We start from the raw sequence: 23,973 nt of genomic DNA, 5'->3' as shown, positions 1-23,973 counted from the left end.
CATGACCGACGCACCCATCATCATTCCGCGCGTGGGCATCGCCGCGGACGCGCACCAGGTTCAGGAGGGGAAGCCGTGCTGGATGGCCGGCCTCCTTTTCGAGGGGGAGAACGGGTGCGAGGGCCATTCCGACGGTGACGTCGTGGCCCACGTCATCGTCGATGCGTTGCTTTCCGCTTCCGGCCTCGGCGACCTCGGTAGTTTCGTGGGCGTCGGTCTGCCCGAGTACGACGACGTTTCCGGGGAGCAGCTGCTCAAGGAGTGTCGCCAGCTGCTCGAGGACAACGGTTTCGTCATCGGCAATGCCGCGGCCCAGATGATCGGCAACCGCCCGAAGATGGGGCCGCGCCGCGAGGAGGCCGAGAAGGTCCTGTCCGGTTACATCGGCGCCCCGGTCAGCGTGTCCGCCACGACGACCGACCACATGGGCTTCACCGGTCGCGGCGAAGGCGTCGCCGCCGTGGGTACCGCGGTCGTCTGGAAGAGGGCCGACGCGGAGTAGTTCCGCCCCGATCTGCGCCCTCATGCCGCGGCTCCGCTCCGGTTGTTGAAGCGAACTTGGCGCGTTCCGTCCGGTCCGGCCGGTCGGGCCCATCCGGTTCGGCCTCGAGGGTGTTCCGTCCTGGGCGTCATGTGTCCGCGCCGCGGATCCGCCCGAGTGTCGTCGTTATCGGAATGATGTCGCCGGCATAGCAGGGTCAGGTTTTCCAGGTCCGTGCCTCCGCCCAGCAGCCAGGCGACGAGATGGTGTGCGTCGCAGGCATCAGGTGGCCGTCGGCAACCCGGGTGCTGGCAGGTGCCGTCGAGAAGTTGCAGAGCGATACGTTGTTCCAGCGTCGCGGACCGCTTCGTTCGCCCGAGTTTCAGCTGCGCATCCACGGTCGGTGCGTCCGGGTCCAATACTGCGGCGTACATCTCCTCTGACAGCCCGAGCCTCAGCAGGTCGATCAGTCCCAGCTCGATGCCGGAACCCGCCTTCACGGTGACGCGGGTGGGGTGCGTCGCCGGCCGGTGTATCGGTGGTGATTGCTGGTTTTTCGGGGATGTTCCGGTTGCCGCCGCCAAGTCGTCGGCGTTCAGCGCGGCGATGACCGTGCACATCGGTTTGCCCTTGACCCGCGGGCGGGCCTCGTGCGCCGCCCGCAGGGCCAGGTCCATCGCGTCCGCATTGCGTTGGGCCGGTGTCCGTCCGTCGTCGTGGCTTCCCTTCTTCACGCCGTGTGCGAGCAGCCATGCTTCCAGCAGCGCCAGGGTCGCCGCGTCGAGGTATCCGTTGATCTTGGCTCCGCCGTCCCCATCTTGCTTGCCGACGCTCAGCCTGCGTTTCCGGTGCGCCGCATTCGGATCCCGCGGGAAGCATTTGTTGTGTTCCTTCACCAGTGCGCGGCACAGCGGGCCAGCTCCATGCGGGCCGTGGGCGGGGGAGCGGGCGATCACTTCGTCGGCGATATCCGCTGGGGTCCGTTCCACCCGGTCGTCCAGTGCGTCGAGTTCCTTCGCCATGTCGGAGATGCCTTTCATGGTCATGTTGCCGGCGCGGAGGGCGGCGTGGGCGGATGCGGTGATCTCCGGGTGTTCGCTGAGGAAAGCGGATGCCCGCACCCGCGTCGTTGCCTCGTGTCGCGTCAGTTTCAGCTCTTCGACGAGGAAGTCGTCGGGACGCGTCGTCCCCAGCACTCGCGACATCTGCTCGGCTGCCACCGTTGCCGTTATCCGCGCGTCGATGACCGCGAGCCCGCGTCGCGCAGTCTCGAACCTCTTGAGCGCGGGCATGAGCCGCATCAGAGTGGCTGCCGCCAGTTCGCTTGATTCGTACAGATAGGCGAGCACGGTCAGCGCTTCAGTGGCTGTCGTCAACAATGCGATGAACTCTTCGGTGGTGGCCTGTGCCCTGCCCGTCAGTCCGCTCCGGTCGTTGATTCGCCTGCTGATCTTGTCGTCCATGGCCGCCCGTCCCCCCTCGCTGTATGGCGCATGCCGGATTCTCTGGCTCCGATGTTAAGGGCAGTTGCGGTCGCTCGCAAGTGCGAATCGGAAATTAATCGAACGTTCATTCGGTGTTTGGCGGTCGCTTTTGGATGGGTGACAATTGGGGCGCAAGTGGCGAAAGGGGCGCATGATCGTCGTAAAGCGAATCTGTTCACGCGCACCGATAGCTGATGCCTGCGGGGTAAATGCTCCTTATCGAACGCCCCGCGAACCGCGGGTGAACAACTGTCGTCCCAGCAGCCGAGATCCCCGGTCATGCGCCGCGCAAGTGTTCGGGAGACTCCCGCGCGACCGCTACACTCAGGGGCGTGAACTTCCGAATCTTCGATACCGCCACCCGTGAGCTGCGAGATTTCGAGCCCATCCGCGAGGGGCACGCTTCCGTGTACCTGTGCGGAGCCACCCCGCAGGCGATGCCGCACATCGGCCACGTGCGTTCGGGCGTCGCGTTCGACATTCTTCGGCGCTGGCTCCTGGCGCAGGGGCTCGACGTCGCGTTCGTGCGCAATGTGACGGACATCGACGACAAGATCCTGACCAAGGCCGCCGAGCACGGTCGCCCCTGGTGGGAATGGGTTTCCACCTACGAGCGCGAGTTCACCTGGGCGTACGACCAGCTGGGCGTGCTGCCGCCGAGCGTCGAGCCGCGTGCGACCGGCCACGTGACGCAGATGGTCGAGTACATGCGACGGCTGATCGACAACGGTTACGCGTACGACGTCGACGGCAACGTGTACTTCGACGTTGATGCGTGGGCGTCTTCGGAGGGCGGCGACTACGGAGCGCTGTCCGGCAACCGCGTCGATGAAATGGAGCAGGGTGAACCGGATTCCCCGGGCAAGCGGGGGCCGCACGACTTCGCGCTGTGGAAGTCCGCCAAACCGGGTGAGCCGTCGTGGCCGACTCCGTGGGGCGATGGCCGGCCGGGCTGGCACCTGGAGTGCTCGGCGATGGCGACCTACTACCTCGGCGGTGAGTTCGACATCCATTGCGGCGGGCTGGATCTGCAGTTCCCGCACCATGAGAACGAGATCGCCCAGTCGCACGCGGCCGGCGACGGTTTCGCGCGGTACTGGATGCACAACCACTGGGTGACGATGTCCGGCGAGAAGATGTCGAAGTCTCTCGGCAACGTGCTGTCCGTGCCGCACATCCTCGAGCTGGTGCGCCCCGTCGAGCTGCGGTACTACCTGGGCAGCGCCCACTACCGTTCGGTGCTGGAGTACTCGGAGGAGGCGCTGCAGGAGGCCGCCGCAGGCTACCGGCGCATCGAGGCGTTCCTCAATCGCGCCGCGGACAAGTTCGGTGAGGTCGAGATCGGCGAGCGCACCGAGGCTTTCGACGCCGCCATGAATGAGGACCTCGCCGTGCCGCGGGCCCTGGCCGAGCTGCACAATGCGGTCCGCGCGGGCAACCAGTTGCTTGCCGACGGTGATGACGTGGAGGCCAAGAAGACCGCGGGATCCGTGCGGGCCATGGCGTCCGTGCTGGGATTCGACCCGCTGTCGGAGAAGTGGGCCGCGTCAGGAGGCGATGACGACAAGGCGATGCACGCCCTGGGTGTTCTCGTCGGCCATGAACTGGAGGCGCGCAAGACCGCGCGGGCGGAGAAGGACTGGGCCGCCGCAGATGCCGTGCGGGACCGTCTCACCGAAGCCGGCATCACGGTCACCGACACCGCCGACGGGCCGAAGTGGTCGCTGGGGGACTGACGGGAAACGGCCGAGGGTAACGGGCATCACGCGAAACGACGGCCGCATGAAACGACGGCCACACGGAACGATGACGACAACCGGAACGAACGCGGCGAACGCGACGAAGGCGAGAGGCTGAACGATGGCGGGCAATTCCCAGCGACGGGGCGCGGTGCGCAAGTCGAACAAGAAGGACGCCGGGGGCTCCGGCGGGCAGAAGAGAGGCCTGCGCGGAAAGGGGCCGACCCCGAAGGCGGAGGACCGGGTCTACCACAAGGCCTACAAGCAGGCGCAGCAGAAGCGCCGCCGTGACCAAGGCCGCCACGAGAAGGTGTCGGACGGCACCGAGCTCGTGGTCGGACGCAACCCAGTCGTCGAGTGCCTGCACGCCAAGGTCCCGGGCAGCACCCTGTTCGTGGCGCTGGGCACGGACAACGATGAGCGGCTGCAGGAGGCCGTGCGCATCGCCAACGATCGGGCCATTCCGATTCGCGAGGTTCCGCGACATGAACTGGACCGGATGACCGGCAACTCGCTGCATCAGGGCATCGGCCTGCAGATCCCGCCGTACAAGTACATGGCGGTGGAGGATCTGCTGGAAAAGGTCGTCGACTCCGGCGAACCCGGCTTGATCGTGTGCCTGGACAACATCACCGACCCCCGCAACCTCGGTGCGGTGATTCGTTCGGCCGCCGCCTTCGGCGGGCATGGCGTGGTCATTCCCGAGCGGCGGTCCGCGGCGGTCACGGGCGTCACGTGGCGTACCTCCGCCGGTACGGCCGCTCGACTGCCGGTTGCGCGGGCGACGAACATGGTGCGTTCGCTGAAGCAGTTCCAGAAGGCGGGCTACCAGGTCGTCGGCCTCGATGCCGGTGGCGAGCACACCCTGGACACCTATGACGGCACGACCCCGACCGTGGTTGTGGTCGGCTCGGAGGGCAAGGGGCTGTCGCGTCTGGTCCGGGAGACCTGCGACACGATCATGTCGATCCCGATGGCGGGATGGGTCGAATCGCTCAACGCGTCGGTTGCGGCGGGCGTGACGCTGAGCGAGTTCGCGCGCCAGCGCCGGGCGGCCGCGTCGAAGTAGACCGCGGCGAAATAGGTCGAAGGAGGTCGAACCAGAGCGCAGGGACAATCGGCCGGCCCCGGCGCGGGGTGGAGTGGGGGCACGACTCGGAGTGAAGGAAGGGGGGATCAGGGAGCGGGATGGCGCCCTGCCCAATCGGGGTGGTCATCGAGGGGGCCACCGGTCGGCCCATCTGGGATGGCCGGGGCAGCCGAGCCAGTAGGGGCAGTCGGGGCCGTCGGGGGAGAGGCCCAACGGCCGGCGGAGACCTCGTCGCGGGTGGCGGCACGGCCCCGGTACCAACCGAGGAAGCGACAGACCAGGTAGATGACGAACGAAATCGTGGTCACGAAAACACTCACCGGCATGCCCGGCGCCAGCGACAGGATCACACCGCCGACGGCGGCGACCTCGGCGAAGATCACCGACAGCACCACCGCCTTCACGGGCGACGCGGTGACGTACGCGGCGGCGGCGCCCGGGGTGATCACCAGGGAGATGATCAACAGGGCGCCGACGATCTGCACGCCCTGCGCGGCGGTCAGGCCGATCAGCACGGCGAACAACACCGACATCGCCCGGACGTTGATGCCCGACGCCGCCGCCATCACGGGGTCCGCCGACGCGAAGAGCAACGGCCGCCAGAACAGCGCCACCACGGTGATCACCAGCGCCGCCACGCCGGCCAACAACCACACCGACGCGCTGGACAGGCCGACGATCTGGCCGGTCAACAAGGCGAACGCGGTGGTCGTGCGCCCGGGATACAGGTGGATGAACAAAACGGACAAGCCCATGCCGAAACTCAAGACCACGCCGACGATCGCGTCCTGGCCGCCGCGCATCCCCAACAAGGCCAAAACCACGGCGGCCAACACCGAACCGACGATCGCACCGCCGCCGACGCTGACCCCGGCCAGCAGCGCCGCCGACGCACCCATCAGCGCCAGCTCCGACGTCCCGTGCACGGTGAAACTCATCTGGCGCATGACCACCAACGGAGTGATCACGCCGGACACCAGGCCCAGCAGCGCCGCGGCGATCAACGCCGACTGGACGAACCCGACGTTGAGCAACGTCTGGGTGTCCGCCACGAAGGTGTTCATCCACCCCATCGCTCCGCCCATCAGACCACCACCAGCTTTCCGCCGACGGTCGCTACGGTGATTTCGGTGCGGTACAGCTCGGACAGGGTTTCGGACGTCATGACCTCCTCGACGGGCCCGACCCTGTGCCCGTGCGGCGTGATGTAGAGGACCCGGTCGCAGTAGCCCAGGATCGGGTTGATGCCGTGGGTGACGAAGACCACGGCGGTGTCGTGCAGGCGGCGGCGCCGGTCGAGCCGCTCCACGGCCGCTCGCTGGGCGGCGGGGTCGAGGCTGAGGAGGGGCTCGTCGCAAAGCAGCAACGCGGGATCGTTGACCATGGCCTGCGCCTGCCGGACCAGCTGCTGTTGGCCGCCGGACAGGGTGCCGACGCGACGGTCGGCGATGCCCTCCGCACCGACTTCGGCCAGCGCCTCGTCGATGCGGGCGCGCGACGGGCTGCGGCGAAACACGCCATGGGCGGACGAGAGCCCCACGAGGTCGCGGACGCGCATGGGCAGGTCGGGGTCGAACATGCGCTGCTGCGGGATGTACCCGACGGTCGACGCCGTGCGGACGGTGCCGGCGGTGAGTTTGCGGGTGCCGAGGGCGGCGCCGATCAGGGTCGACTTACCCACGCCGTTCGGGCCGAGCACCGCGAGGAATTCCCCGGGCCGGACCTGCAGGTCGAGGTCGGACCACAGCGGTGCGACGGCCGCGCCGGCGAAGGTGAGCGGATGCACCTACTTCTTCTCCAGGGAGTCGAGGATGCGGTCGTACAGATCGAAGAAGTTTTCGTTGGAGTCCGGCGACTCGTAGACGTTGATGATGCGCAGGCCCTTCGACTGCGCGGCCTGCATCAGCCGCTCGGAGACGTGGTTGCGGGTCTGGGGCGAGTCGATGAGGAAGTCGAGGTCGCCGGATTCGATGAGCTCGAGCATTTCCGCGACGTCGGCGGCGGCGGGCTCGGATTCGCTGAGGGTCGCCGAGCGGTAGCCCTCGGGGGTGATGTCCTCGATCTTGGTGTCGGCGATGATGTCGTCGGCGAGGGGGTGGGTTTGGGCGGTCTTCGCGGAGGGCAGGTCGGCCTTGCGGTCCTCGATGTCCTCCATGCGCTTGACGACGTCCTCGTCGGATGCGTCGAGATCCCAATGGGCGTTGATTTCGTCGGCGAGAGTCGACGCGAGGGACGTCACGGCGTCGGTGTTGTACCAGATGTGCTCGTTGACCTCGTGGTCATGACCGTGGTCGTGGTCGTGGCCGGCGTGGTCGTCGGCTTCGGCCTCGTCCTCGTCCTCGTGTGCGGCGTGGTCGTGGTCGTGGTCCCCGTGATCGTCCTCGCCGTGGCCGTGGCCGTCGAAGCCGTCGCCTTCGATGGCGGTGAGGATGATCGCGGAGGAGTCGGAGGAGGCGGCGTCGGTGAGCCAGGCGTCGTAGTGTCCGCCGCCGGCGAGCAGGACGTCGGCCTGTTCGACGAGCGCCATGTCGGCGGCGGTGGGCTGGTAGGAGTGCGGGTCGAGGTCGTTGGATTCGATGATCGGCTGGATCTCGACGCCGTCAGCGTCACCGACGACCGCGTCTGCGACGTCGGCCCAGACCTTGGTGGAGGTCACGATCTTCACGACGTCGTCGGAATCGCCGGCGGCGTCGGTGGTGCCGTCGTCGGAGCAGGCGGTGAGGCCCATGGTCAGGCCCGCGGTGGCTGCGGCGGCGAGGGCGGAGCGGAGGAAGGGGTTTTTCATGGGGCGCATCCTAACGCGACAATGAAAACCATTGCCAACTGGGTTTGTGGTGGGGTCCGGCGATCCGGGGCTTCGAGTACATTCAAGTGCGTGCGCATCGAAGATTCCGCAGACCCGTCCGAGTCCGGTTCGGGCCGTTCGGCGCCGGTGGTCCGAGGCGGGGCCCGGCGTGGGGGCCGTCGTTCCCGGGGCACGTTGGCGTCGATCGCGGCGGAGTTGGGGGTGTCGCGGACGACGGTGTCGAACGCGTACAACCGGCCGGATCAGTTGTCGCCGGAGTTGCGGGAGCGGATTCTCGCGCAGGCGGAGGCGCAGGGGTATCCGGGGCCGGATCCGATGGCGCGGAGTTTGCGGATGCGTCGGGTCGGTGCGGTGGGCGTGTTGTTCACGGAGCAGTTGTCTTTCGCGTTCGATGATCCGGCGTCGGTGGATTTTTTGGCGGGCCTGTCGGAGGAGTGCGGGCGCCGCGGGGATTCGTTGCTGGTCATTCCGGCGTCGTCGGCGGAGGGGGAGTCCGGGGATGTGCGTGACGACGGCTCGTCGCAAGGCCCTTCGCCGGTGGGGTCGGATCCGCGGTTGTTGATCCGCCAGGCGGTGGTGGATTCTTTCGTCGTGTATTCGGTGGCGGAGGACGATCCCTTCCTGCGGGCGGTGTTGGAGCGTGGGTTGCCGACGGTGATCTGCGATCAGCCGACGGGCGTGGAGGGGGTGCCGTTCGTGGGCATCGACGATCGTGAGGCGATCAAGCCGGCGGTGCGGCATTTGACGGAGTTGGGGCACCGCGAGGTGGGCGTGCTGTCGGTGCGGTTGTCGCGGCGGCGGAATGATGGTGCGGTCACGGCCGAGCGGTTGGCGGGGGCGCGTCATCACGTGCAGCGGTCGCGCGTGGAGGGTGCGTTGGAGGCGCTGGCGGAGGCGGGTGTCGACGCGGCGGACGTGCCGATCGTCGAGCGTCACCTCAACGACCCCGCCAACAACTACGACGCGGCCCGTGAGCTGCTCACCGCCCACCCGAATCTCACGGCGGTGGTGTGCACGACGGATACGCAGGCGCTCGGGGTGCTGCGGTATGCGCGGGACAACGGCATCCGGGTTCCGGAGGATCTGTCGGTCACGGGGTTCGACGGCATCGACATTGCCCGCCACATGGGCGTGACCACGATCATCCAGCCCAACCGGGACAAGGGCCGTGCCGCCGGCGCCGCGTTGTCGGGTGGGGAAACGAAGGTCATTTTGCCCACGGAGTTCCTGGCGGGCAGGACGACGGGTGTGCCGCGAAACTAGGAGGCCGGGACACTAGGAGACCTGGGCTTCGCGGGCGTCGGCGAACCGGCGGAGGAATTCGGTCACGGCCGCGGTGTCGGGCAGGAACGCCTTCGCGGCGCTGGGGCCGTCGTCGGGGGAGCCGACCTTGATGCCCAGGTCGCCGTGGGTGAGGCAGCGCAGGGCGGTTTCGTCGGTGACGTCGTCGCCGATGAACAGCACGGCGTCGGCGCCGTATTCGGCGCGGGCGGCCTCGAGGTAGCTGCCCTTGGTCACGTCGAGGACGGCGAGCTCGAGGATGTCCTTGCCCTCCGTGACGTGGACGCCCTTGATGGGGCGGAAGAAGGACATGGCGTGGTCGAGGACGCGGCGCTTGCGCACGGCATCCTCCAGCAGCCGCACGTGGAGGACGCGGGCGGCGGGTTTGCGCTCCACCCACACCCGATCGTCGTCGGCGTCGGCGAGGACTTCGCGCAGCCGCAGGTCGACGGCCTCGAGCAGCGCGGACTCCGCCTCCGACAGGGCCAGTCCGTCCTGAGGTTCGGCGCCGTGGCTGCCGACGAGCCGGGCGACGTGTTCCATCCCGGACAGGTACCGCAGGTCGCGCAGCTGCCGCCCGGAGAGGATGACCACCTCGGTGCGGGGCAGCGCGGACAGGCGCGACACCAGCTCGAGGTTGCCTTCGCGGGGGCGCACGGCCATCGGGTCGTCGCCGAGATCCGCCAGGGTGCCGTCGAAGTCGAGCGCGACCAAAACGGTGTCGGCCGAAGCGACGGCGTCGATGGCGGACTGGGACGGTGACTTGTTGCTCACGTCACCCAGCCTACGCAACGGTCCCGCCCCGGCGGCGCGGTTGGAGGCGGCCATGGGTAAAGTGCGGCCCATGACGCACACCGACCCCCGCCCCGCCCCCATGGAGACGTTCGACGAGATGTCCATCCGCAAGGCGTTCGGCGAATTCGCGACGGGCGTGACCATCGTCGCCTCCGACGACGGCGAACCGGTCGGTTTCGCCTGCCAGTCGTTTTCCTCGCTGAGCCTGAACCCGCCGCTGGTGCTGTTCACGGTGATGAAGACGTCGCGGTCGTGGCCCCGCATCGAGGCGACCGGTCGGTTTTCGGTCAACGTGCTCACCGAGGACCAGCGCGACGTGTCCGCCGCGTTCGGCCGCCGCGGCCCCGACAAGTTCGCCCACGGCGAGTGGATCCGCTCCGACCTGGGCAACCCGTTGCTGCGCGACTGCGCCACGTGGATCGACTGCACCATCGAGGCGGTCCACGAGGCTGGCGACCACTTCATCGTCGTCGGCGCCGTCGCCGAGATCGGGCATCGGTCGGATTCGCGGCCGCTGCTGTACCATCGCGGGTCGTACGCCAACGTCGTCGCCGCAGGCGAGGACGCCCCGGCCGGCGAGAGCTGGCGCCAGCGCCCCTCGGTGTAGCCCGGCTCCGCTATCCCCTCGACACCGCCGCCCACCCGGGCGCGGCCTCGCCGGCGGGGTAGTCGCCGACGGCGGTCATCCGCAGGTCGGGGTCGGGGGCGCCCACGACGAATTCGCCGGGCAGCTGCGCCCGCAGGCGTTCGTCGTAGGTCCGCGCCGCGGCGTCGCAGCCGGTCTCGCGCACGGTCTCCGGCTCGCCGACGTGGACGATGCCGCGGTCGCGCCAGGTCAGCGTGCCCTGGAACGAGCCGCACGCGCCGTCGCCGGTGTACGACTCGCGGCCGAACACGATCACCGGCGGCACGGTGCCCTCCGGCACCCCGTGGGGCAGCGTCGGGTCGTCGTAGACCTCGGTGACCTGCCAGCGCTTGCCGACGATCCGCTCGTCTCCGCCCACGCCGTCGTCGGCGGTTTCACCCGGGCCGTCTCCGGCGCCGCACGCCGCCAGACCCAGCGCGGTGGCCGTCGTCACGCAGAAAACGGCGATCGCGCGTCCGGCCCGCCTCATCGGCCGGCCTCCGAAGCTTCGTGGGCGCGGGTGAGCTCGTCGAGGAAGCTGCGGGCCCACAGGTCGACGTCGTGGTCGCGGACCTGGGCGTGCAGGCGCGCCATGCGGTCGCGGGCGTCGTCGGGGTGGTGCTCCAGGGAGTTGACCGCCGCCATGATCGCCCGTTTCACCGACTCCAGGTCATGCGGGTTGCACAGGTGCGCGCCGTCGAGCTCCGTGGCGGCGCCGGTGAACTCGGACAGCACCAGCGACCCGGTGCCGTCGGGGTGGCAGGCGACGTACTCCTTGGCCACCAGGTTCATGCCGTCGCGCAGCGCGGTGACCAGCATGACGTCGGCGGCCGCGTACAGGCCCAGCAGTTGGTCGAAGGGAACGGGCCGGTGGATGTAGTGGATCACCGGGCGGCCCAGCGACCCGAAGCGGCCGTTGATGCGCCCGACCGCGTGTTCCACGCGGGCCCGGGTGCGGCGGTAGTCGTCGACGCGTTCGCGTGACGGGGTGGCCACCTGCACCAGGACGCTTTCCGACGGATCCAGCGCACCCGATTCCAGCAGCGACTCGAATGCCTCGAGCCGCACGAGGATGCCCTTCGTGTAGTCCAGCCGGTCGACGCCGAGCAGCAGCGTGCGCGGGTCGCCGGCCAGCGCGCGGACGCCGTCACGGTCGGCGTCGGCGGCCTTGGCGATGACGTCGCCGGAATCGATGGAAATGGGGAACGACCCCACCCGCACCGTCCGGCCGTCCGGGGCGGTGATCGACCCGGTGGCCGTGCGCACCGACGATCGGCCGTGCACGGAGAGGGTGTCGGGCAGTCCCGTGTGGGAGCCGGCCTCGCCGGACACGCGGCGGCACAGGTCGAGGAAGTTGTCAGCGCACGTGTCCAGGTGGAACCCGATGACGTCGGCGCCGAGCAGCCCGCGGACGATTTCCTCGCGCCACGGCAGCTGGCGGAAGATCTCCGACGGCGGGAAGGGGATGTGCAGGAAGAAGCCGATGGTCAGGTCGGGGCGCAGTTGGCGGAGGATGCCCGGCACCAGCTGCAGCTGGTAGTCCTGCACCCACACGGTGGCGCCGTCCGCGGCGCGGCGCGACACGGCTTCGGCGTAGCGGAGGTTGACTTCGCGGTACGACTCCCACCAGTCGCCGTCGTAGGTCGGGGCGACGATGAGCGAGTGGTACAGCGGCCACAGGGTGGCGTTGGAGAAGCCCTCGTAGAACTTTTCGTGCTCGTCGGCGGTCAGTTCGACGGGGAAGAGGTGGAGTCCTTCGTCGGTGTCGATGGCCTCGGGCACGTCGGGGGCGTCGGGTGCGTCGGAGACGCTGCCGGCCCAGCCGACCCAGGCGCCGTTGTTGCGCAGCAGCACCGGGGTGAGTGCGGTGACCAGGCCGCCGGGGCTGGCTTCCCAGCGCACGCCGCCGGGGGCCGTCGGGTCGTCGACGGGGGCGACGGGCAGCCGGTTGGCCACGACGACGAAGTCCGAGCGTTCGCGGCCCATGGGGGTCACGCCTTCTTCGCGGTCTTCTTGGCGGTGGTCTTTTTGGCGGTGGCCTTCTTGGCCGTCGTCTTCTTCGTGGTCTTCTTCGCCGTCGTCTTCTTGGTGGTCTTCTTGGCGGCCTTCTTCGTCGACTTGCGGGTGCGCTTGGCGGTCTTCGGGGCGGTGGCCTCGAGGTGCTCTTCGTGGACCTTCTTGTAGTTCAGGCCCTCGGGTTCGACGCCGAGCATGCACATGAGGGTGACGCAGTCGTGGAAGTCATCGGAGAACGTCGCGACGATTCGTCGCGCGCCCGCCGCCGTTTCGGCCTCGACCTGGTGCAGTGCCTCGTTCTGGGCGGTGCGGGTGTCGGTGACCTTGGGTGGCACGGATCCTCCTGGCTCGTGGCGGTCTGCGAATGGTTCGGGTGGGGTCGGGCTCGTCCCCCGGGGTCCGGTCGTCCGCCTCGCCGGTGGCCCCATTACAGGCCTTCCAGTGTACCAAGGTGGGCTTTCCGGGGTGAGCCGGGCGGTTTCTCGCCTGCGGCTCGCGTGGCTTCGTTGCTTTGCGACGTCCGTCGGGTTCGCGTTCGGCGTGTTACCACTCGACGCCGTCGTCGCCGGGGGCGCGTCCGTAGCGGCGGCCGAATTTGGCGCGGGCGCTGCGGCTGAGGCGCGTGCGGGGGTCGGTGGGGTTGGCGGTGCCGTCGGCGGAGTCGGTGCCGGCGGCTTGGCGGCGGCGACGGCGCTGGACCTTCGGGCGTTTGACGTCGCCGTGGCGGATCAGGCTCGGCGGGCGGCGCATCTGGCGGGCCAGCCATTCGCCGAGGGCGATGCCGGCGGCCAGTGCCGTGGCGGTGGCCAGGGCGGCGGCGAGTGCGGTGAAGCCGTTGAGGGGTTGGCCGTTGAGCAGGGCGTGGAGGCCGCGGTAGATGGCCATGCCGGGCAGGAAGGGGGTAACGCCGGCGATGGCGGTGACCAGCGGGGGAATGGAGGAGCGGCGGGAGAGCAGGCCGCCGGCGAGGCCGACTGCGGTGGCGGCGGCGCCGGCTGCGGCGACGGGGTGGACGCCGACGGGCAGGAGCATCCAGTAGTAGAGCATCGAGCCCATCAGGGCGGTCGCGCCGGAGACTGCGAGCGCCTTTCCGCCTGCGTTGGAGGCCAGGGCGAAGGCGACGCTGGCTGCGGTTCCGGCCAGCACGCGGACGGTGGACTGGGTGAAGTTGGGGTCGGCGGCGGCGCCGATGGGCGGTAGGGGGATGCCGATGAAGGCGGTGACTTCGAAGCCGATGGCGATGCCGGCGATGATGCCTCCGGTGAGCAGCATCGTGTCGAAGAATCTCGCGGAGCCGGTGACGGGGGCGCCGGTGATGCCGTCCTGGAGGGATTGGACGAGCGTGAGGCCGGCGAGCATGACGATGATGCCGGAGGCGACGACGCGCGATGGTTGCATCTCGATGCCCGCCCACGTCGCCCCCGCGTAGGCGAGGGCGGCCATGAAGGTGGCGATGAATCCGCCGGTGGCGTTCTGGAAGAACGGTGGCAACGCCCGGACGTTGAGTTCGCCGATGGTGGCGACGATGATCGCCGTGACCACCGCCGCGATCGCCCCGACGAGGGCGCTGCCGCCGAGCAGGATCGACACTGCGGCGGCCATGGCGGCCCAGCCGAGGTAGATGATGCGCAGCCGGTACAGGGGAGGGGCGTTTTCGATTGCGTCGGCGCGTTCGATGGCGTCGTCGAGGGAGACCTGGCCGCCGCGGATGGCGCGGAGCAGCTTGTCGACGTTGCGCAGTCGGTGGAAGTCCACGGAGGGGGCGTCGACGACGCGCATGGCGGTCACCGGCGTTCGGCGGGCGCCGATGAGGTGGTAGACCGTCACGGACGTCAGGGTGATGTCGACCTGCACTCGGGTGAGGCCGTAGGCCGAGGTCACGGCTTTGATCTGCAGGACGGTGTCGGAGTTGCCGGAGCCGCAGGACAGCAGCAGCCCGCCGAGTTGGGCGGCGAGGTCGAGCACCGACGTGACCTGGTCGGGGTCGGTGTAGTCGATCGGGGCGAGGGGCAGGGGAGTGCGGGTCGACTGGACGAGGTCGACCGTCGACTGGGGTCCGAACAGGGCGTTGCGCACCTTGGTGCGGAACGCTCCGGCGAATCCGGGGATCGCCGCGGCGGTGGTCGCCTGCTGGTCCTCGGCCATGTTCCTCCGTCCCCGGGGGTCCCGTGGTGGGGATCCCCGTGTCTCGTCGCGTCTTAGTGGCGGGTGGTTCCGCGTCGCGGGGAGTCTACATGCGCATTCGCCCGTAGACACCCGCCCGGTCGGGGCGGTGACCGCGGCCCGCTGACGTGGGCGAAGTGCGGATGCGGGTGCGTCCCCGGGGCGATGGTGCGACCGGGTAGAATGCCGTTTCATGCCGGAGTGGCGCAATTGGCAGCGCGCCCGCCTTGTAAGCGGATGGTTGCGGGTTCAAGTCCCGTCTCCGGCCCCAAAGCATGCAGGCCGGGACGGTGATCGTCCCGGTCTGCATTCGTTTCGGTCTGCCACGGTGGGGCACCCCCGTCGAGAGGCGGGCGTCGTAAAGCAAAAAACGTGTGACCTGGGACACTTTTCACTCGTCGGTAATTGATGGTCCACCCCCGAAAACAGTTCAGTGAACGAAACCTTGCCGGTTAATGGGGATTCACCTAATACTGTTCGCCACGCACTGCCTGTGATCCGCGCCACGTTGGCGGGTCACCGTCCGGCAAGGCGTCCGGCCCCACCGCCTCACGCTCAAGGACCCGACATGAACGCTTCCGCATCCCCCGCCCCCGGCCTCGATCGCACCGCCCACTTCGGAGCCCCGCATCAGCCCCGCCACCCCAAGCGGGTGCAGGCGCCGCAGCAAAAGGACGACCGCCTGAGCACCCCGGGCCACACCCGCGACAGCGAGGCCTTCCGCGCCGCCCGCGACACCCTGCTGGCCACCCGCACCGACTACGACGGCGCCCGCGAAGCCTTCGAATGGCCTGAACTGCAGGACTTCAACTGGGCGCTCAACTGGTTCGACGTCATCGCCTACCAGAACCCCGAGCCGGCGCTGTGGATCGTCGAGCCCGACGGCTCCGAGGCGATCTACTCCTTCGACCTCATGCGCCGCCGCTCCAACCGCGTGGCCAACCACCTGCGCAGCCTCGGCATCGGTCGCGGCGACCGCATCATGCTCATGCTGGACAACCAGGTCGAGCTGTGGGAGACGCTGCTCGCCGCGATGAAGCTCGGCGCCGTCGTCAGCCCCGCGTCGATCCAGCTGCCCGCCGCCGAAACCCCGGAGCGTCTGGAGCGCGCGCGGGTCAAGATGGCCGTCACCTCCCGCCGCTACCTGGACCGCTTCGCCGACGTTCCCGCGGACAGCGACGTCATCCTGCTGGCCGCCGACGAGGACGAGGAGCCGATGACCGGCGACGGCCGCATGCCCGCCATCCCGGTGCTCAACTTCCACGAGGCCTACATCGCCTCCGACGAATTCGAAGCCGACGGTCCGACCCGCCCCGATGATCTGCTGCTGCTGTACTTCACTTCCGGCACGACGTCGAAGCCGAAGTTGGTCGCGCACACCCACGCCAGCTACCCGGTGGGCACGCTGACCACCATGTACTGGCTCGGCGTGCAGCCCGGCGACGTGCACATGTCGATCTCGCAGCCGGGGTGGGCGAAGCATTCGTGGTCGCAGGTGTTCGCGCCGTGGTCGGCGGAGGCGTGCATCTTCATCTACAACACGGACCGCTTCGAGGCCGGCGCGTTGATGGGCCAGCTCGAGCGTTGCGGCGTGGACACGTTCTGCGCGCCGCCGACGGTGTGGCGCATGCTCATCCAGGCCGACATGACGGGCATGTCCCGCGTGCCCCGCGAGGCCCTCGGCGCCGGCGAGCCGCTGAATCCGGAGGTCATCGCCCGCGTGGAGCGGGACTGGGGCGTGACCATCCGCGACGGGTACGGGCAGACGGAGACGACGGCGCTGGTGTGCAACTCGCCGGGCCAGGCGGTGCGTCCGGGGTCGATGGGGCGGCCCTGTCCGGGCGTCGACATCGTGCTGGTCGACCCGGAGACCGGCGAGCTCGTCGATGACGGCGAGATTTGCGTGGTCATGGACGGCCATCCGCTGTTCCTGACGCCGGGCTACCACGAGGACGCCGACAAGACGGGCGCGGTGATGTTCGGCGGGCACTATCACACGGGTGACCGGGGCATCCGTGACGAGGACGGCTACATCACGTTCGAGGGGCGCATCGACGACGTGTTCAAGGCGTCGGACTACCGGATTTCGCCGTTCGAGTTGGAGTCGGTGCTGTTGGAGCATCCGGCGGTGGCCGAGGCGGCGGTGATTCCGTCGCCGGATCCGCTGCGGTTGGCGGTGCCGAAGGGCGTGGTCCGCCTGGCCGCGGGCGCGGAGGAGAACCTGGAGACGGCGAAGTCGATCATGGCGCACACCGCCGAGCGTCTGGCCGGTTTCAAGCGCGTGCGTCGTCTGGAGTTCTCGGACGATCTGCCGAAGACGGCGTCGGGCAAGATCCGTCGCGTCGAGTTGCGCAACAGTGAGTTGGCGCGTCCGGAGGCGGAGACCGATCCGGAGGCTCCGGTGGAGCTGCGCCGCGAGCGGGAGTACTGGGAGAAGGATTAGCCGTTTTTGCTTGACGACGGCCGCCCTTCCCCGATCGCCGGAGGTGTTTCGTGCGCTCGGGGGAGGGCTTTCGTTGGTCACATCCGTCACTTGCGTTTCTTCCGTTATTGGTTTTGGCGTAAGCTGGAGCGTGCTCAAGTGGGGTGACGACCCCACCCCGCCGGCGCGAGAACCAGGGAGGACGCATGTCGGACAACGACTCTGACAACATCATCGCCAGGAAGCCCGCAGTCATTTCGGCGGCCGACGGCGTTGACGGCGGGCGTCGTACGGCGCGGACCGTCGTGGGCGCGGTGTTGGGGGCCCTCGTGCTCGCCGGCGGCGGGTTCTTCGTCGGGGCCGCGGTGGGGCAGAACTCCGGCGGCGCCGACGACGCTTCGGAGGTCGCCTACGAGTCCACCTTCTTCGGCTCCTCGTCGTCCGGATCGTCGGCGCCGGGGTCCTCGGCGGGACGCGATGGCGGCGCGGCCGATGCCGACGGCGATTCCGGTGACGGCGGCGGTGCCGGTGACGCCGGTGCTGGTGGAGCCGATGCTCCTTCGCCGACCCCCGAGTCCGGCAAGGGCAGCAGTGGCCGCACCGGCTACGCCGTGCAGGGCGACGTCATCGAGATCGAGGGCGAGGACGTCCTGGTGTGCCTCACCGGCAATGGGTTCGGCCTCAGCCACGTGGGCGTGACCCTCGAGGCCGGTGCCGACGGTGACGCCACCGCAGCCGACTCCGAGCGCCTGTGCGCCGACGCGCTGCGGTTGACCGGCGCGCTGATCATGGCCGACGGCGACGGCGATCTGCTGGGCACCGCCCGCGACGTCAACGCCGCCGGCCACGCCTACCGGTGCCGTCCGGTCGCGGAGAAGGTGCTGCGCTGCACCGCCGAAGACGGGTCGATCGTCACCCTCTGGTCCGCGGAGCCGTAACTCGCCCGCACCCGATTCCCCGCGCCGGCTGCTCCGGGTGCTGCACATGTCGAAAGCACCTATGCTGGGGCGCGGACGGAAGGGGGCGACCGGGGGTCGTCGCACCGGCATCGCACCGGCATCGCACCGGCACCGTCTCCGCCGCCACCGCTGCGGCGACATGCGCCCGCACGGGGAATCCGAATATTCCGATCATGCGGAAGGCAGGGTGCGTAAAGATGTCGGAGATCTTGTACGTCAGCGGATCGAACATGGGGATGTCGCGCATCGCCGAGGGGCTCACGCGCCACGTCGCCCCCTCCGTGACGGTTTTTTCCGCGGGCATCGACGTCGACCCGGACGATCGCGGCGTGGACGAGGACGCGCGCCTGGCGTGCGCCGAGATCGGGGCCCGCTGCGACGGTGATCCGCTGCAGTTGACCGCGTCGTTGGCCGACCGCGCCGACGTCGTCGTCGTGCTCGGCGACATCGACGTTTCCGATCACGTCGCCCCGGACGTCGCCACGCAGCGTTGGGAGATCCGCGATCCCGCCGACGACGGCATTCGCGGCGTGGAGCGTTACCGCCGGCTGCGCGACGATCTGCGCGAGCGGATCATCGGCGTGCTCAAGGAGCTCGGCGACGATCCGACGGCCCACTGAGGCGTCGACACCGGCGTCCCGCCTTTCCTTCCGTCCGTCGGCCCGTGATTTCGGCCCCTTCGCCTCGGGTGACGGTCGCGTAGCCTACGCTGGGTACCCATGAAAATGGGACCATCTCTCCGTCGCGTGCTCGTCAACGCCGCGGGAACGAAGCTGACGCCCAACCGTCTGCGCCATCTGCTCAATGCGTGGCCGCCGCTGATCGCGATGGGCATCCGCATCACGCACATCGCGGATGACTGGTCGCGGGGTCATCTGGAGCTGCGCCTCAATCGCCTCAACGCGAACATGCATGGTGCGGCGTTCGGCGGCACGCTGTTTTCCATGACGGATGTGCTTTTCGGCACGCTGGTCATGCAGCGCCTGGGCGTCGACCGTTACGAGGCGTGGACGCGTACGGGTTCGTTCGAGTACATCCGACCGGGTCGTCGCGGCGCCTACCTGGACGTGGAGGCCAGTGATGAGCTGATCGAGCAGATCCTGGCGGAGACCGAGGGCGGCTTTTCGACGGTCGTCCCCTACACGTCCGTCATCCGGGACAAGGACGGCGGGATCGTCGGCATCGGGCAGCAGGACCTGTACGTGCGCCGGCGGGGCGTGGGCAAGCCGCCGCCGAATCCGGCGCAGATCGAGCACGTCGCGGGCGAGAACCTCATCGCCGCGGGCCGCACGCTGGCCCGTCTGGGGTTGCGTGGGGCGGAGCACCGCGAGCTGTTGACCGAGCATGAGCGCATGGCCCGTCGATGCGTGCGACCCGAGGCCCGCGCCGTCGCGTGGCTCGACGGGGTGCTCGAGTACGGTGCGGTGACGCTGGACGACTACCGGGCGGCGGGGCTGCCCGACGTCGTCATCGAGGCGTTGACGTCCGATAATCCGGGGTCCGCCGCGATGTCGCTGCGTGCCGAGGTCATCGACGCCCGGGAGTCGCTGGGCAAGTACTGACAGCCTTTCGTCCCACTGCGGGAATTCGCCGTCGAGAGTACGGTGGCGAACACCGATGAATGCCGGTCACCACCATTGGCCGGATCATGCGGTGCCGTGCAGTGGATACGAGCGAAAGGCGGATCGGCATGAGCGGAAACTACGCACGTCAACTGGTGGAGACCCTCGCGGCGCAGGGGGTGCGGCGCATTTACGGGTTGGTCGGCGACAGCCTCAACCCGGTCGTCGACGCGGTGCGCCGCAGCGACGACATCGAGTGGGTGCACGTCCACAACGAGGAGTCCGCCGCGTTCGCCGCGGGTGCGGAGTCGCTGATCACGGGTGGGTTGGCGGTGTGCGCCGCGTCGTGCGGCCCCGGCAACACGCACCTGATCCAGGGGCTTTACGACGCGCACCGCAACGGCGCCAAGGTGTTGGCGATCGCATCGCACATCCCGTCGCAGATGATCGGGTCCTCCTTCTTCCAGGAGACGCACCCGGAGCAGATCTTCGGCGAGTGCTCCGGCTACTGCGAGATGGTCAATTCGGCCGAGCAGGGCGCGAAGGTCCTGCACGGGGCGATCCAGTCGACGATGGCGGGAAATGGCGTGTCGGTGCTGGTCATGCCGGGTGATCTGGCGGCCGAGGACGCCGTCGACGTGCCCGCCCTGGGGTCGACGATCGTGCCGGCCGCAGGCGTCGTCAAGCCCGACCCCGCCCAGGTGGACGACCTGGCCCGGGCCATCAACGACGCCGACACGGTGACGTTCATGGTCGGCGCGGGTGCCGCCGGCGCACGCGACGACGTGCTCGCGCTGGCCCGCCGCCTCAACGCGCCCGTCGGGCATTCGCTCGGCGGCAAGGAGATCATCCAGCACGACAACCCCCACGACGTGGGCATGTCCGGCCTGCTGGGTTACGGCGGGTTGCAGAAGGCGATGGACGACGCCGACCTGTTCATCATGATCGGCACCGATTTCCCCTACACCGACTTCCTGCCGACGAAGAACGTCGCGCAGATCGACGCCAACGCCGCCAACCTCGGCCGCCGCACCACCGTCGCCCACCCCGTCCACGGCGACGTCGGGGAAACCGTCCGCGCCCTGCTGCCGCTCGTCGCCGAGAAAACCGACGACTCCTTCCTGGTGAAGATGCTCCGCCACCACGAACGCCAGCTCGAGCACGTCATCGAGGCGTACACCAGCGGCATCGAGGACAAGACCCCCATCCACCCCGAGTACGTCGCCCGCGTGCTCGACGAACTCGCCGACGACGACGCGGTGTTCACCGTCGACACCGGCATGTGCAACGTGTGGGCCGCCCGCTACATCACCCCCAATGGCCGCCGCCGGGTGCTCGGTTCGTGGCGCCACGGCACCATGGCCAACGCCCTGCCGCACGCCATCGGCGCCCAGGGCCCGGACCGCGACCGCCAGGTGATTTCGATGTCCGGCGACGGCGGCCTGTCCATGTTGCTCGGCGAACTGCTCACCGTGCGTCGCAACGGCCTGCCGGTGAAGACCATCGTGTTCAACAACTCGTCGCTGGGCATGGTGAAGTTGGAGATGCTCGTCGAGGGCATGCCCGACTTCGGCACCGACCAGGACGACGTCGACTACGCGGCCGTCGCCTCCGCATTGGGCATGCGGTCGGTGCGCATCACCGACCCGACGCGCCTGCGCGAGCAGCTCGCCGACGCCCTGGCATTCGACGGGCCGGTGCTCGTCGACGTCGTCACCGACGCCGACGCCCTGTCGATTCCGCCGGAGATTTCGCTCGAGCAGGTCGCCGGGTTCACCAAGGCCTCCGTGCGCACCGTCCTCGACGGCGGCGTGGGCAAGATGGTCGAACTCGCGCGCACCAACCTGCGCAACATTCCCCGGCCTTAGAAGGGGAGGGGGCGAAAGGGGCGGGCGCCGACCTCAGCCCAGCAGCTCCGCGACCAGCCCGGCGACGCCGCGGTCGTGGGGCTGCAGGTGGTGGGCCACCCCGCGGCCGAGGCGGTCCTCCAGACGGATCGTCGTCGCGCCCGGGTATTCGTCGGGCGTGAGCGCGCAGTCGGGCGGCACGACGTGGTCGGCGTCGCTGACCAGGTCGAACCACCGGGGTAGCCGGGCACCATCGCCAACGGTGCCGCCGGCGGCGCCGTCTGCGTTGAGGCGGTCGCGGACCGCCCGCGCGACCTCGGGGAGCCCCGACCCGGCGAGCAGCTGCCGTCGAAGGCGGACCTGATCGGCCAACGCGGGCCCGAATGTCGCCGAGATCGCCGACATCGGCACCCCACGGGGCATGCGCACCCCGCGGTGAGTCCCCGACAGGCAGATGACGCGGCGGACGACGTCGTCGTCAAGCGCATCCGCGACCACCAGACCCGCCAACAGTCCGCCCTGCGAGTGCCCGACCAGGTCCACCCGGTCGGCACCCGTCAACTCGAGGGTGCGGCGGACGATGCGGGTGACCTCCGCACGATTGTCCGCCAGCGGCGCCGTGCCCCGATTGCCGTACGTCGGTGTCACCACCACACGCCCCCGTGCGAGCAACAACTGCGCCAACGCCGCCCAATTGCCGCCGTTGGCCACCGTCCCGTGCAGGCAAACGACGGGTGGTGCGGTCGGCGGCTCGGCGAGCGGGGCGGCGGATGCGGCCGAGACGTCGAGCACGCCGTCGGGGATGAAACCCGTCGGCGGGAAGGCCAGCAGCAGCGGCTTCACCGGTCGGCTGCGTCGTCCGGATCGTCGGCGGTGCCATCGGCGGCGTCGTCGGCGTCGCCGTCATCCTCGCCACTGCCGTCGCGGGAATCGGAGCCGTCACCCCAGTTCCACGAAAACTTCGGGCCCGTGCCCTTCGGTTCGGTCAGCTGTTGCAGACCCGACCAGCCCGCCCGCTCGGCCCATTCCGCGAAGCCCGACCGTTCGGCCCATTCGGCGAAACCCTCGCGGTACATCAGCGCCGACAGCAGAGACGCGAAGTTCGGTCCGCCGCCACCGTCGTTTGAGTCGTCGCCGCCGAACTCCTCGCGCATCGCATCGGCCCGCTCATCCGAGCTGGCCCCGGCGCCGCCGTCGCCGTCGTCGTCATTTCCATCGGCGACGAACGCGCCGCCCGTGAACGACTCGTTGACCAGCAGCAGCAGCTGTTCGCGCACCAGCGCCCGCACGCGGCGGTCGGTGGCCACGTGCTCGTGGAGCACCACCGCCTGGGGGAACCGGTCCTGCACCCAGATGTTGTCGACCGTTCCCTGCCCGCCGTCGTCGAGGAAGCACGACGACGGCGGGTTGATCAGCTGGTCCGTGCGGCTGGCGAGGCACGTGTATGTCACGCCCGGTGCGGTCACGTCCCGTTGCGCGATGTCCTCCAGCAGCGGCGATCCCGTCAGCTGTTCGAGGCCGGACTGTCCCCAGTAGCTCTGCACGAAGTTGTTGACCAGCGATTTCGTGCCCGGGATCTTCAGCAGCCCGGATGCGACGCCGCCGAGCGAAGTGCCGTGGTTGGGTGCGGCCAGGCACACGACGTGCCGTGTGATCTGCGGGTGGTGGAACGACAGCAGCGTCGCCAGCAGTCCGCCCTGCGAATGGCCGACGATGATGGCGCGCCGCCCGCCCGTGGCGGCCAGCACCTGCCGGATGTACGCGGCGAGCTGGTCCATCGACTCCGTCAGCGGCCCGGTCGCCCGGTAGCCGTAGTCGGGGGCGAACACCGCCCAACCGTCTTTGCGCAGTTCTGCCCCGAGGTCCTCCCACACCCCCTTGGCGTGGCCGGTGCCGTGGAGCAGCACGATCGGCCACGGGCGTTGCGGCGACACGGTCGCCCGCCAATCATCCTCGAAAATCCCGCGCCGCGTGCGGTACGTGGCGTAGGGGACCTGCGGGTTCTGGTCGGCCATTACGCCAGTTCCGTGGTTCCCAGCGCGTTGCGGAGCTTGTCTGCGGCCTCGTCCATTTTGGCGGGGTCGGGGTCGCGGTTGACGTTGGCCAGGTTGAAGCCGCTCATGTCGGAGGCCGGGAAGACGTGGATGTGCGCGTGCGGGACCTCGAAGCCGGCGATGAGGTAGCCGGCGCGCGGGGCGTCGAACGCCTCGACGACGGCCTGGCCGACCTTCTGCGCAACCTCGTTCATGTGGGCCCACAGGGCGGGGTCGGCGTCGGTCCACTTGTCGACTTCCTCGACGGGGATGACGAGGGTGTGGCCGTAGGCGACCGGCTCGATGGTCAGGAAGGCGACGACTTTGTCGTCCCGGTAGACGAAACGTCCGGGCAGTTCGCCGTTGATGATCTTCGTGAAGACGGTGCTCATGCCGCCCAGGGTAGCGGCGAACCCGGGGCGGGTGCAGGGCAATCGTGCCCGGTCGCGGGCGGCGGTGAACCACGTCCGTGTAATTCGTTCTGCGGGGGTATTTTTCGCGGCCCCATTCGCGGTGCTTCGTTGTGCGTGACGACGGCCCGTCTGCGTGGCTTTGCGGCCTTCTTTCCCGGTATGTGCGTGGTGGCCGGTGGGGCGTGTGTGAATTCGGGCGGTGCCGGACACCTAATTCGGGGGTGTCTCCGTGAATTGTTTTGCAGCAAAACTGCAGT

22 protein-coding genes and 1 tRNA gene are annotated in these 23,973 nt (G+C 69.1%); 11 read left to right on the top strand and 12 right to left on the bottom strand.

All coding sequences use genetic code 11. The annotated features are described in order from the left end of the window. Nucleotide 1: 1 nt before the first annotated feature. Nucleotides 2-502, top strand: coding sequence for a 2-C-methyl-D-erythritol 2,4-cyclodiphosphate synthase (gene ispF / locus CFREN_RS11445; RefSeq protein ID WP_209651907.1), 501 nt, complete (start codon nucleotides 2-4; stop codon nucleotides 500-502). A gap of 20 nt (nucleotides 503-522) precedes the next feature. Here the strand turns inward: ispF and CFREN_RS11440 are convergent, their stop codons facing one another. Beyond that, nucleotides 523-1,944 (bottom strand): HNH endonuclease signature motif containing protein, encoded by a 1,422-nt coding sequence (locus tag CFREN_RS11440; RefSeq protein ID WP_209651909.1) that lies wholly within the window; start codon nucleotides 1,942-1,944, stop codon nucleotides 523-525. Between the two features lie 353 nt (nucleotides 1,945-2,297). Here CFREN_RS11440 and cysS point away from each other — a divergent pair, with 353 nt between their 5' ends. Both cysS and rlmB read left to right on the top strand, forming a co-directional pair. Next, nucleotides 2,298-3,701 (top strand): cysteine--tRNA ligase, encoded by a 1,404-nt coding sequence (cysS, locus tag CFREN_RS11435; protein ID WP_209651911.1) that lies wholly within the window; start codon nucleotides 2,298-2,300, stop codon nucleotides 3,699-3,701. A 124-nt stretch (nucleotides 3,702-3,825) separates the two neighbouring features. Beyond that, a complete protein-coding gene (gene rlmB / locus CFREN_RS11430; RefSeq protein WP_070520635.1) occupies nucleotides 3,826-4,773 on the top strand; it encodes a 23S rRNA (guanosine(2251)-2'-O)-methyltransferase RlmB in 948 nt (315 codons plus the stop codon). Between the two features lie 107 nt (nucleotides 4,774-4,880). Here rlmB and CFREN_RS11425 read toward each other — a convergent pair whose 3' ends face one another. The 3 genes from CFREN_RS11425 to CFREN_RS11415 are packed head-to-tail and all read right to left on the bottom strand — an operon-like array spanning nucleotide 4,881 to nucleotide 7,579. Next, nucleotides 4,881-5,858 carry a metal ABC transporter permease gene (locus tag CFREN_RS11425; RefSeq protein WP_209654500.1) on the bottom strand — a complete coding sequence of 326 codons (978 nt, stop codon included), beginning with the start codon at nucleotides 5,856-5,858 and terminating at the stop codon, nucleotides 4,881-4,883. A 20-nt stretch (nucleotides 5,859-5,878) separates the two neighbouring features. Next, nucleotides 5,879-6,580, bottom strand: a complete 702-nt coding sequence (locus CFREN_RS11420) for a metal ABC transporter ATP-binding protein (RefSeq protein WP_209651913.1) — start codon at nucleotides 6,578-6,580, stop codon at nucleotides 5,879-5,881. After that, on the bottom strand, nucleotides 6,581-7,579 hold the full coding sequence (locus CFREN_RS11415) for a metal ABC transporter solute-binding protein, Zn/Mn family (RefSeq protein WP_209651915.1): 999 nt from the start codon (nucleotides 7,577-7,579) through the stop codon (nucleotides 6,581-6,583). Nucleotides 7,580-7,726: 147 nt separating this feature from the next. Between CFREN_RS11415 and CFREN_RS11410 the strand changes: the two genes are divergently transcribed. Next, entirely contained in the window at nucleotides 7,727-8,863 is a 1,137-nt protein-coding gene (locus CFREN_RS11410) for a LacI family DNA-binding transcriptional regulator (RefSeq protein ID WP_224372199.1), read from the top strand. A gap of 12 nt (nucleotides 8,864-8,875) precedes the next feature. Here CFREN_RS11410 and otsB read toward each other — a convergent pair whose 3' ends face one another. Beyond that, complete coding sequence (gene otsB, locus CFREN_RS11405) at nucleotides 8,876-9,655, bottom strand: trehalose-phosphatase (RefSeq protein WP_070520699.1); 780 nt, start codon at nucleotides 9,653-9,655, stop codon at nucleotides 8,876-8,878. Between the two features lie 70 nt (nucleotides 9,656-9,725). Here otsB and hsaB point away from each other — a divergent pair, with 70 nt between their 5' ends. After that, nucleotides 9,726-10,283, top strand: coding sequence for a 3-hydroxy-9,10-secoandrosta-1,3,5(10)-triene-9,17-dione monooxygenase reductase subunit (hsaB, locus tag CFREN_RS11400; protein WP_083291303.1), 558 nt, complete (start codon nucleotides 9,726-9,728; stop codon nucleotides 10,281-10,283). Between the two features lie 10 nt (nucleotides 10,284-10,293). Here the strand turns inward: hsaB and CFREN_RS11395 are convergent, their stop codons facing one another. From CFREN_RS11395 to thrE, 4 genes are all read right to left on the bottom strand, one after another. Then, nucleotides 10,294-10,755: a hypothetical protein gene (locus CFREN_RS11395; protein WP_209651920.1), complete on the bottom strand. Its 462-nt coding sequence runs from the start codon at nucleotides 10,753-10,755 to the stop codon at nucleotides 10,294-10,296. 32 nt (nucleotides 10,756-10,787) lie between these two features. Next, nucleotides 10,788-12,287, bottom strand: coding sequence for an alpha,alpha-trehalose-phosphate synthase (UDP-forming) (locus CFREN_RS11390; RefSeq protein WP_209654502.1), 1,500 nt, complete (start codon nucleotides 12,285-12,287; stop codon nucleotides 10,788-10,790). 5 nt (nucleotides 12,288-12,292) lie between these two features. After that, on the bottom strand, nucleotides 12,293-12,652 hold the full coding sequence (locus tag CFREN_RS11385; protein ID WP_209651922.1) for a hypothetical protein: 360 nt from the start codon (nucleotides 12,650-12,652) through the stop codon (nucleotides 12,293-12,295). A gap of 208 nt (nucleotides 12,653-12,860) precedes the next feature. Beyond that, nucleotides 12,861-14,462: a threonine/serine exporter ThrE gene (thrE, locus tag CFREN_RS11380; RefSeq protein ID WP_070520655.1), complete on the bottom strand. Its 1,602-nt coding sequence runs from the start codon at nucleotides 14,460-14,462 to the stop codon at nucleotides 12,861-12,863. Nucleotides 14,463-14,675: 213 nt separating this feature from the next. On the opposite strand from thrE, the gene CFREN_RS11375 reads away from it, so the two are divergent. The 6 genes from CFREN_RS11375 (at nucleotide 14,676) to CFREN_RS11350 (ending at nucleotide 21,291) form a co-directional block, all read left to right on the top strand. Beyond that, nucleotides 14,676-14,751, top strand: a tRNA-Thr gene (locus tag CFREN_RS11375). Between the two features lie 297 nt (nucleotides 14,752-15,048). After that, complete coding sequence (locus CFREN_RS11370) at nucleotides 15,049-16,923, top strand: AMP-binding protein (protein ID WP_141742981.1); 1,875 nt, start codon at nucleotides 15,049-15,051, stop codon at nucleotides 16,921-16,923. 185 nt (nucleotides 16,924-17,108) lie between these two features. Continuing rightward, complete coding sequence (locus CFREN_RS11365; protein WP_209651923.1) at nucleotides 17,109-17,840, top strand: hypothetical protein; 732 nt, start codon at nucleotides 17,109-17,111, stop codon at nucleotides 17,838-17,840. Nucleotides 17,841-18,058: 218 nt separating this feature from the next. Next, nucleotides 18,059-18,481 (top strand): arsenate reductase/protein-tyrosine-phosphatase family protein, encoded by a 423-nt coding sequence (locus CFREN_RS11360; protein WP_070520660.1) that lies wholly within the window; start codon nucleotides 18,059-18,061, stop codon nucleotides 18,479-18,481. A gap of 105 nt (nucleotides 18,482-18,586) precedes the next feature. Then, nucleotides 18,587-19,423, top strand: coding sequence for a PaaI family thioesterase (locus CFREN_RS11355; RefSeq protein ID WP_224370521.1), 837 nt, complete (start codon nucleotides 18,587-18,589; stop codon nucleotides 19,421-19,423). Nucleotides 19,424-19,551: 128 nt separating this feature from the next. Next, nucleotides 19,552-21,291, top strand: coding sequence for a pyruvate dehydrogenase (locus tag CFREN_RS11350; RefSeq protein ID WP_209651925.1), 1,740 nt, complete (start codon nucleotides 19,552-19,554; stop codon nucleotides 21,289-21,291). A 33-nt stretch (nucleotides 21,292-21,324) separates the two neighbouring features. On the opposite strand, the gene CFREN_RS11345 is transcribed toward CFREN_RS11350, so the two are convergent. Genes CFREN_RS11345 through CFREN_RS11335 form a run of 3 tightly spaced genes read right to left on the bottom strand, consistent with a single transcriptional unit; the run spans nucleotide 21,325 to nucleotide 23,695 of the window. Continuing rightward, the gene (locus tag CFREN_RS11345; RefSeq protein WP_209651927.1) at nucleotides 21,325-22,113 is read right to left on the bottom strand and encodes an alpha/beta hydrolase; all 789 of its coding nucleotides are present in this window, start codon (nucleotides 22,111-22,113) and stop codon (nucleotides 21,325-21,327) included. After that, nucleotides 22,110-23,285 (bottom strand): esterase/lipase family protein, encoded by a 1,176-nt coding sequence (locus tag CFREN_RS11340; protein ID WP_224370517.1) that lies wholly within the window; start codon nucleotides 23,283-23,285, stop codon nucleotides 22,110-22,112. Before CFREN_RS11340 ends, CFREN_RS11345 begins: the two co-directional genes overlap by 4 nt. After that, on the bottom strand, nucleotides 23,285-23,695 hold the full coding sequence (locus CFREN_RS11335; protein ID WP_209651929.1) for an HIT family protein: 411 nt from the start codon (nucleotides 23,693-23,695) through the stop codon (nucleotides 23,285-23,287). Before CFREN_RS11335 ends, CFREN_RS11340 begins: the two co-directional genes overlap by 1 nt. Between the last annotated feature and the right edge of the window lie 278 nt (nucleotides 23,696-23,973).

Origin of the sequence: Corynebacterium freneyi, from assembly GCF_030408835.1 — a bacterium.
GTDB lineage: Bacteria > Actinomycetota > Actinomycetes > Mycobacteriales > Mycobacteriaceae > Corynebacterium > Corynebacterium freneyi.
Note: the sequence above shows the minus strand (reverse complement) of the source record. Positions and strands in the feature narration are given on the sequence as shown.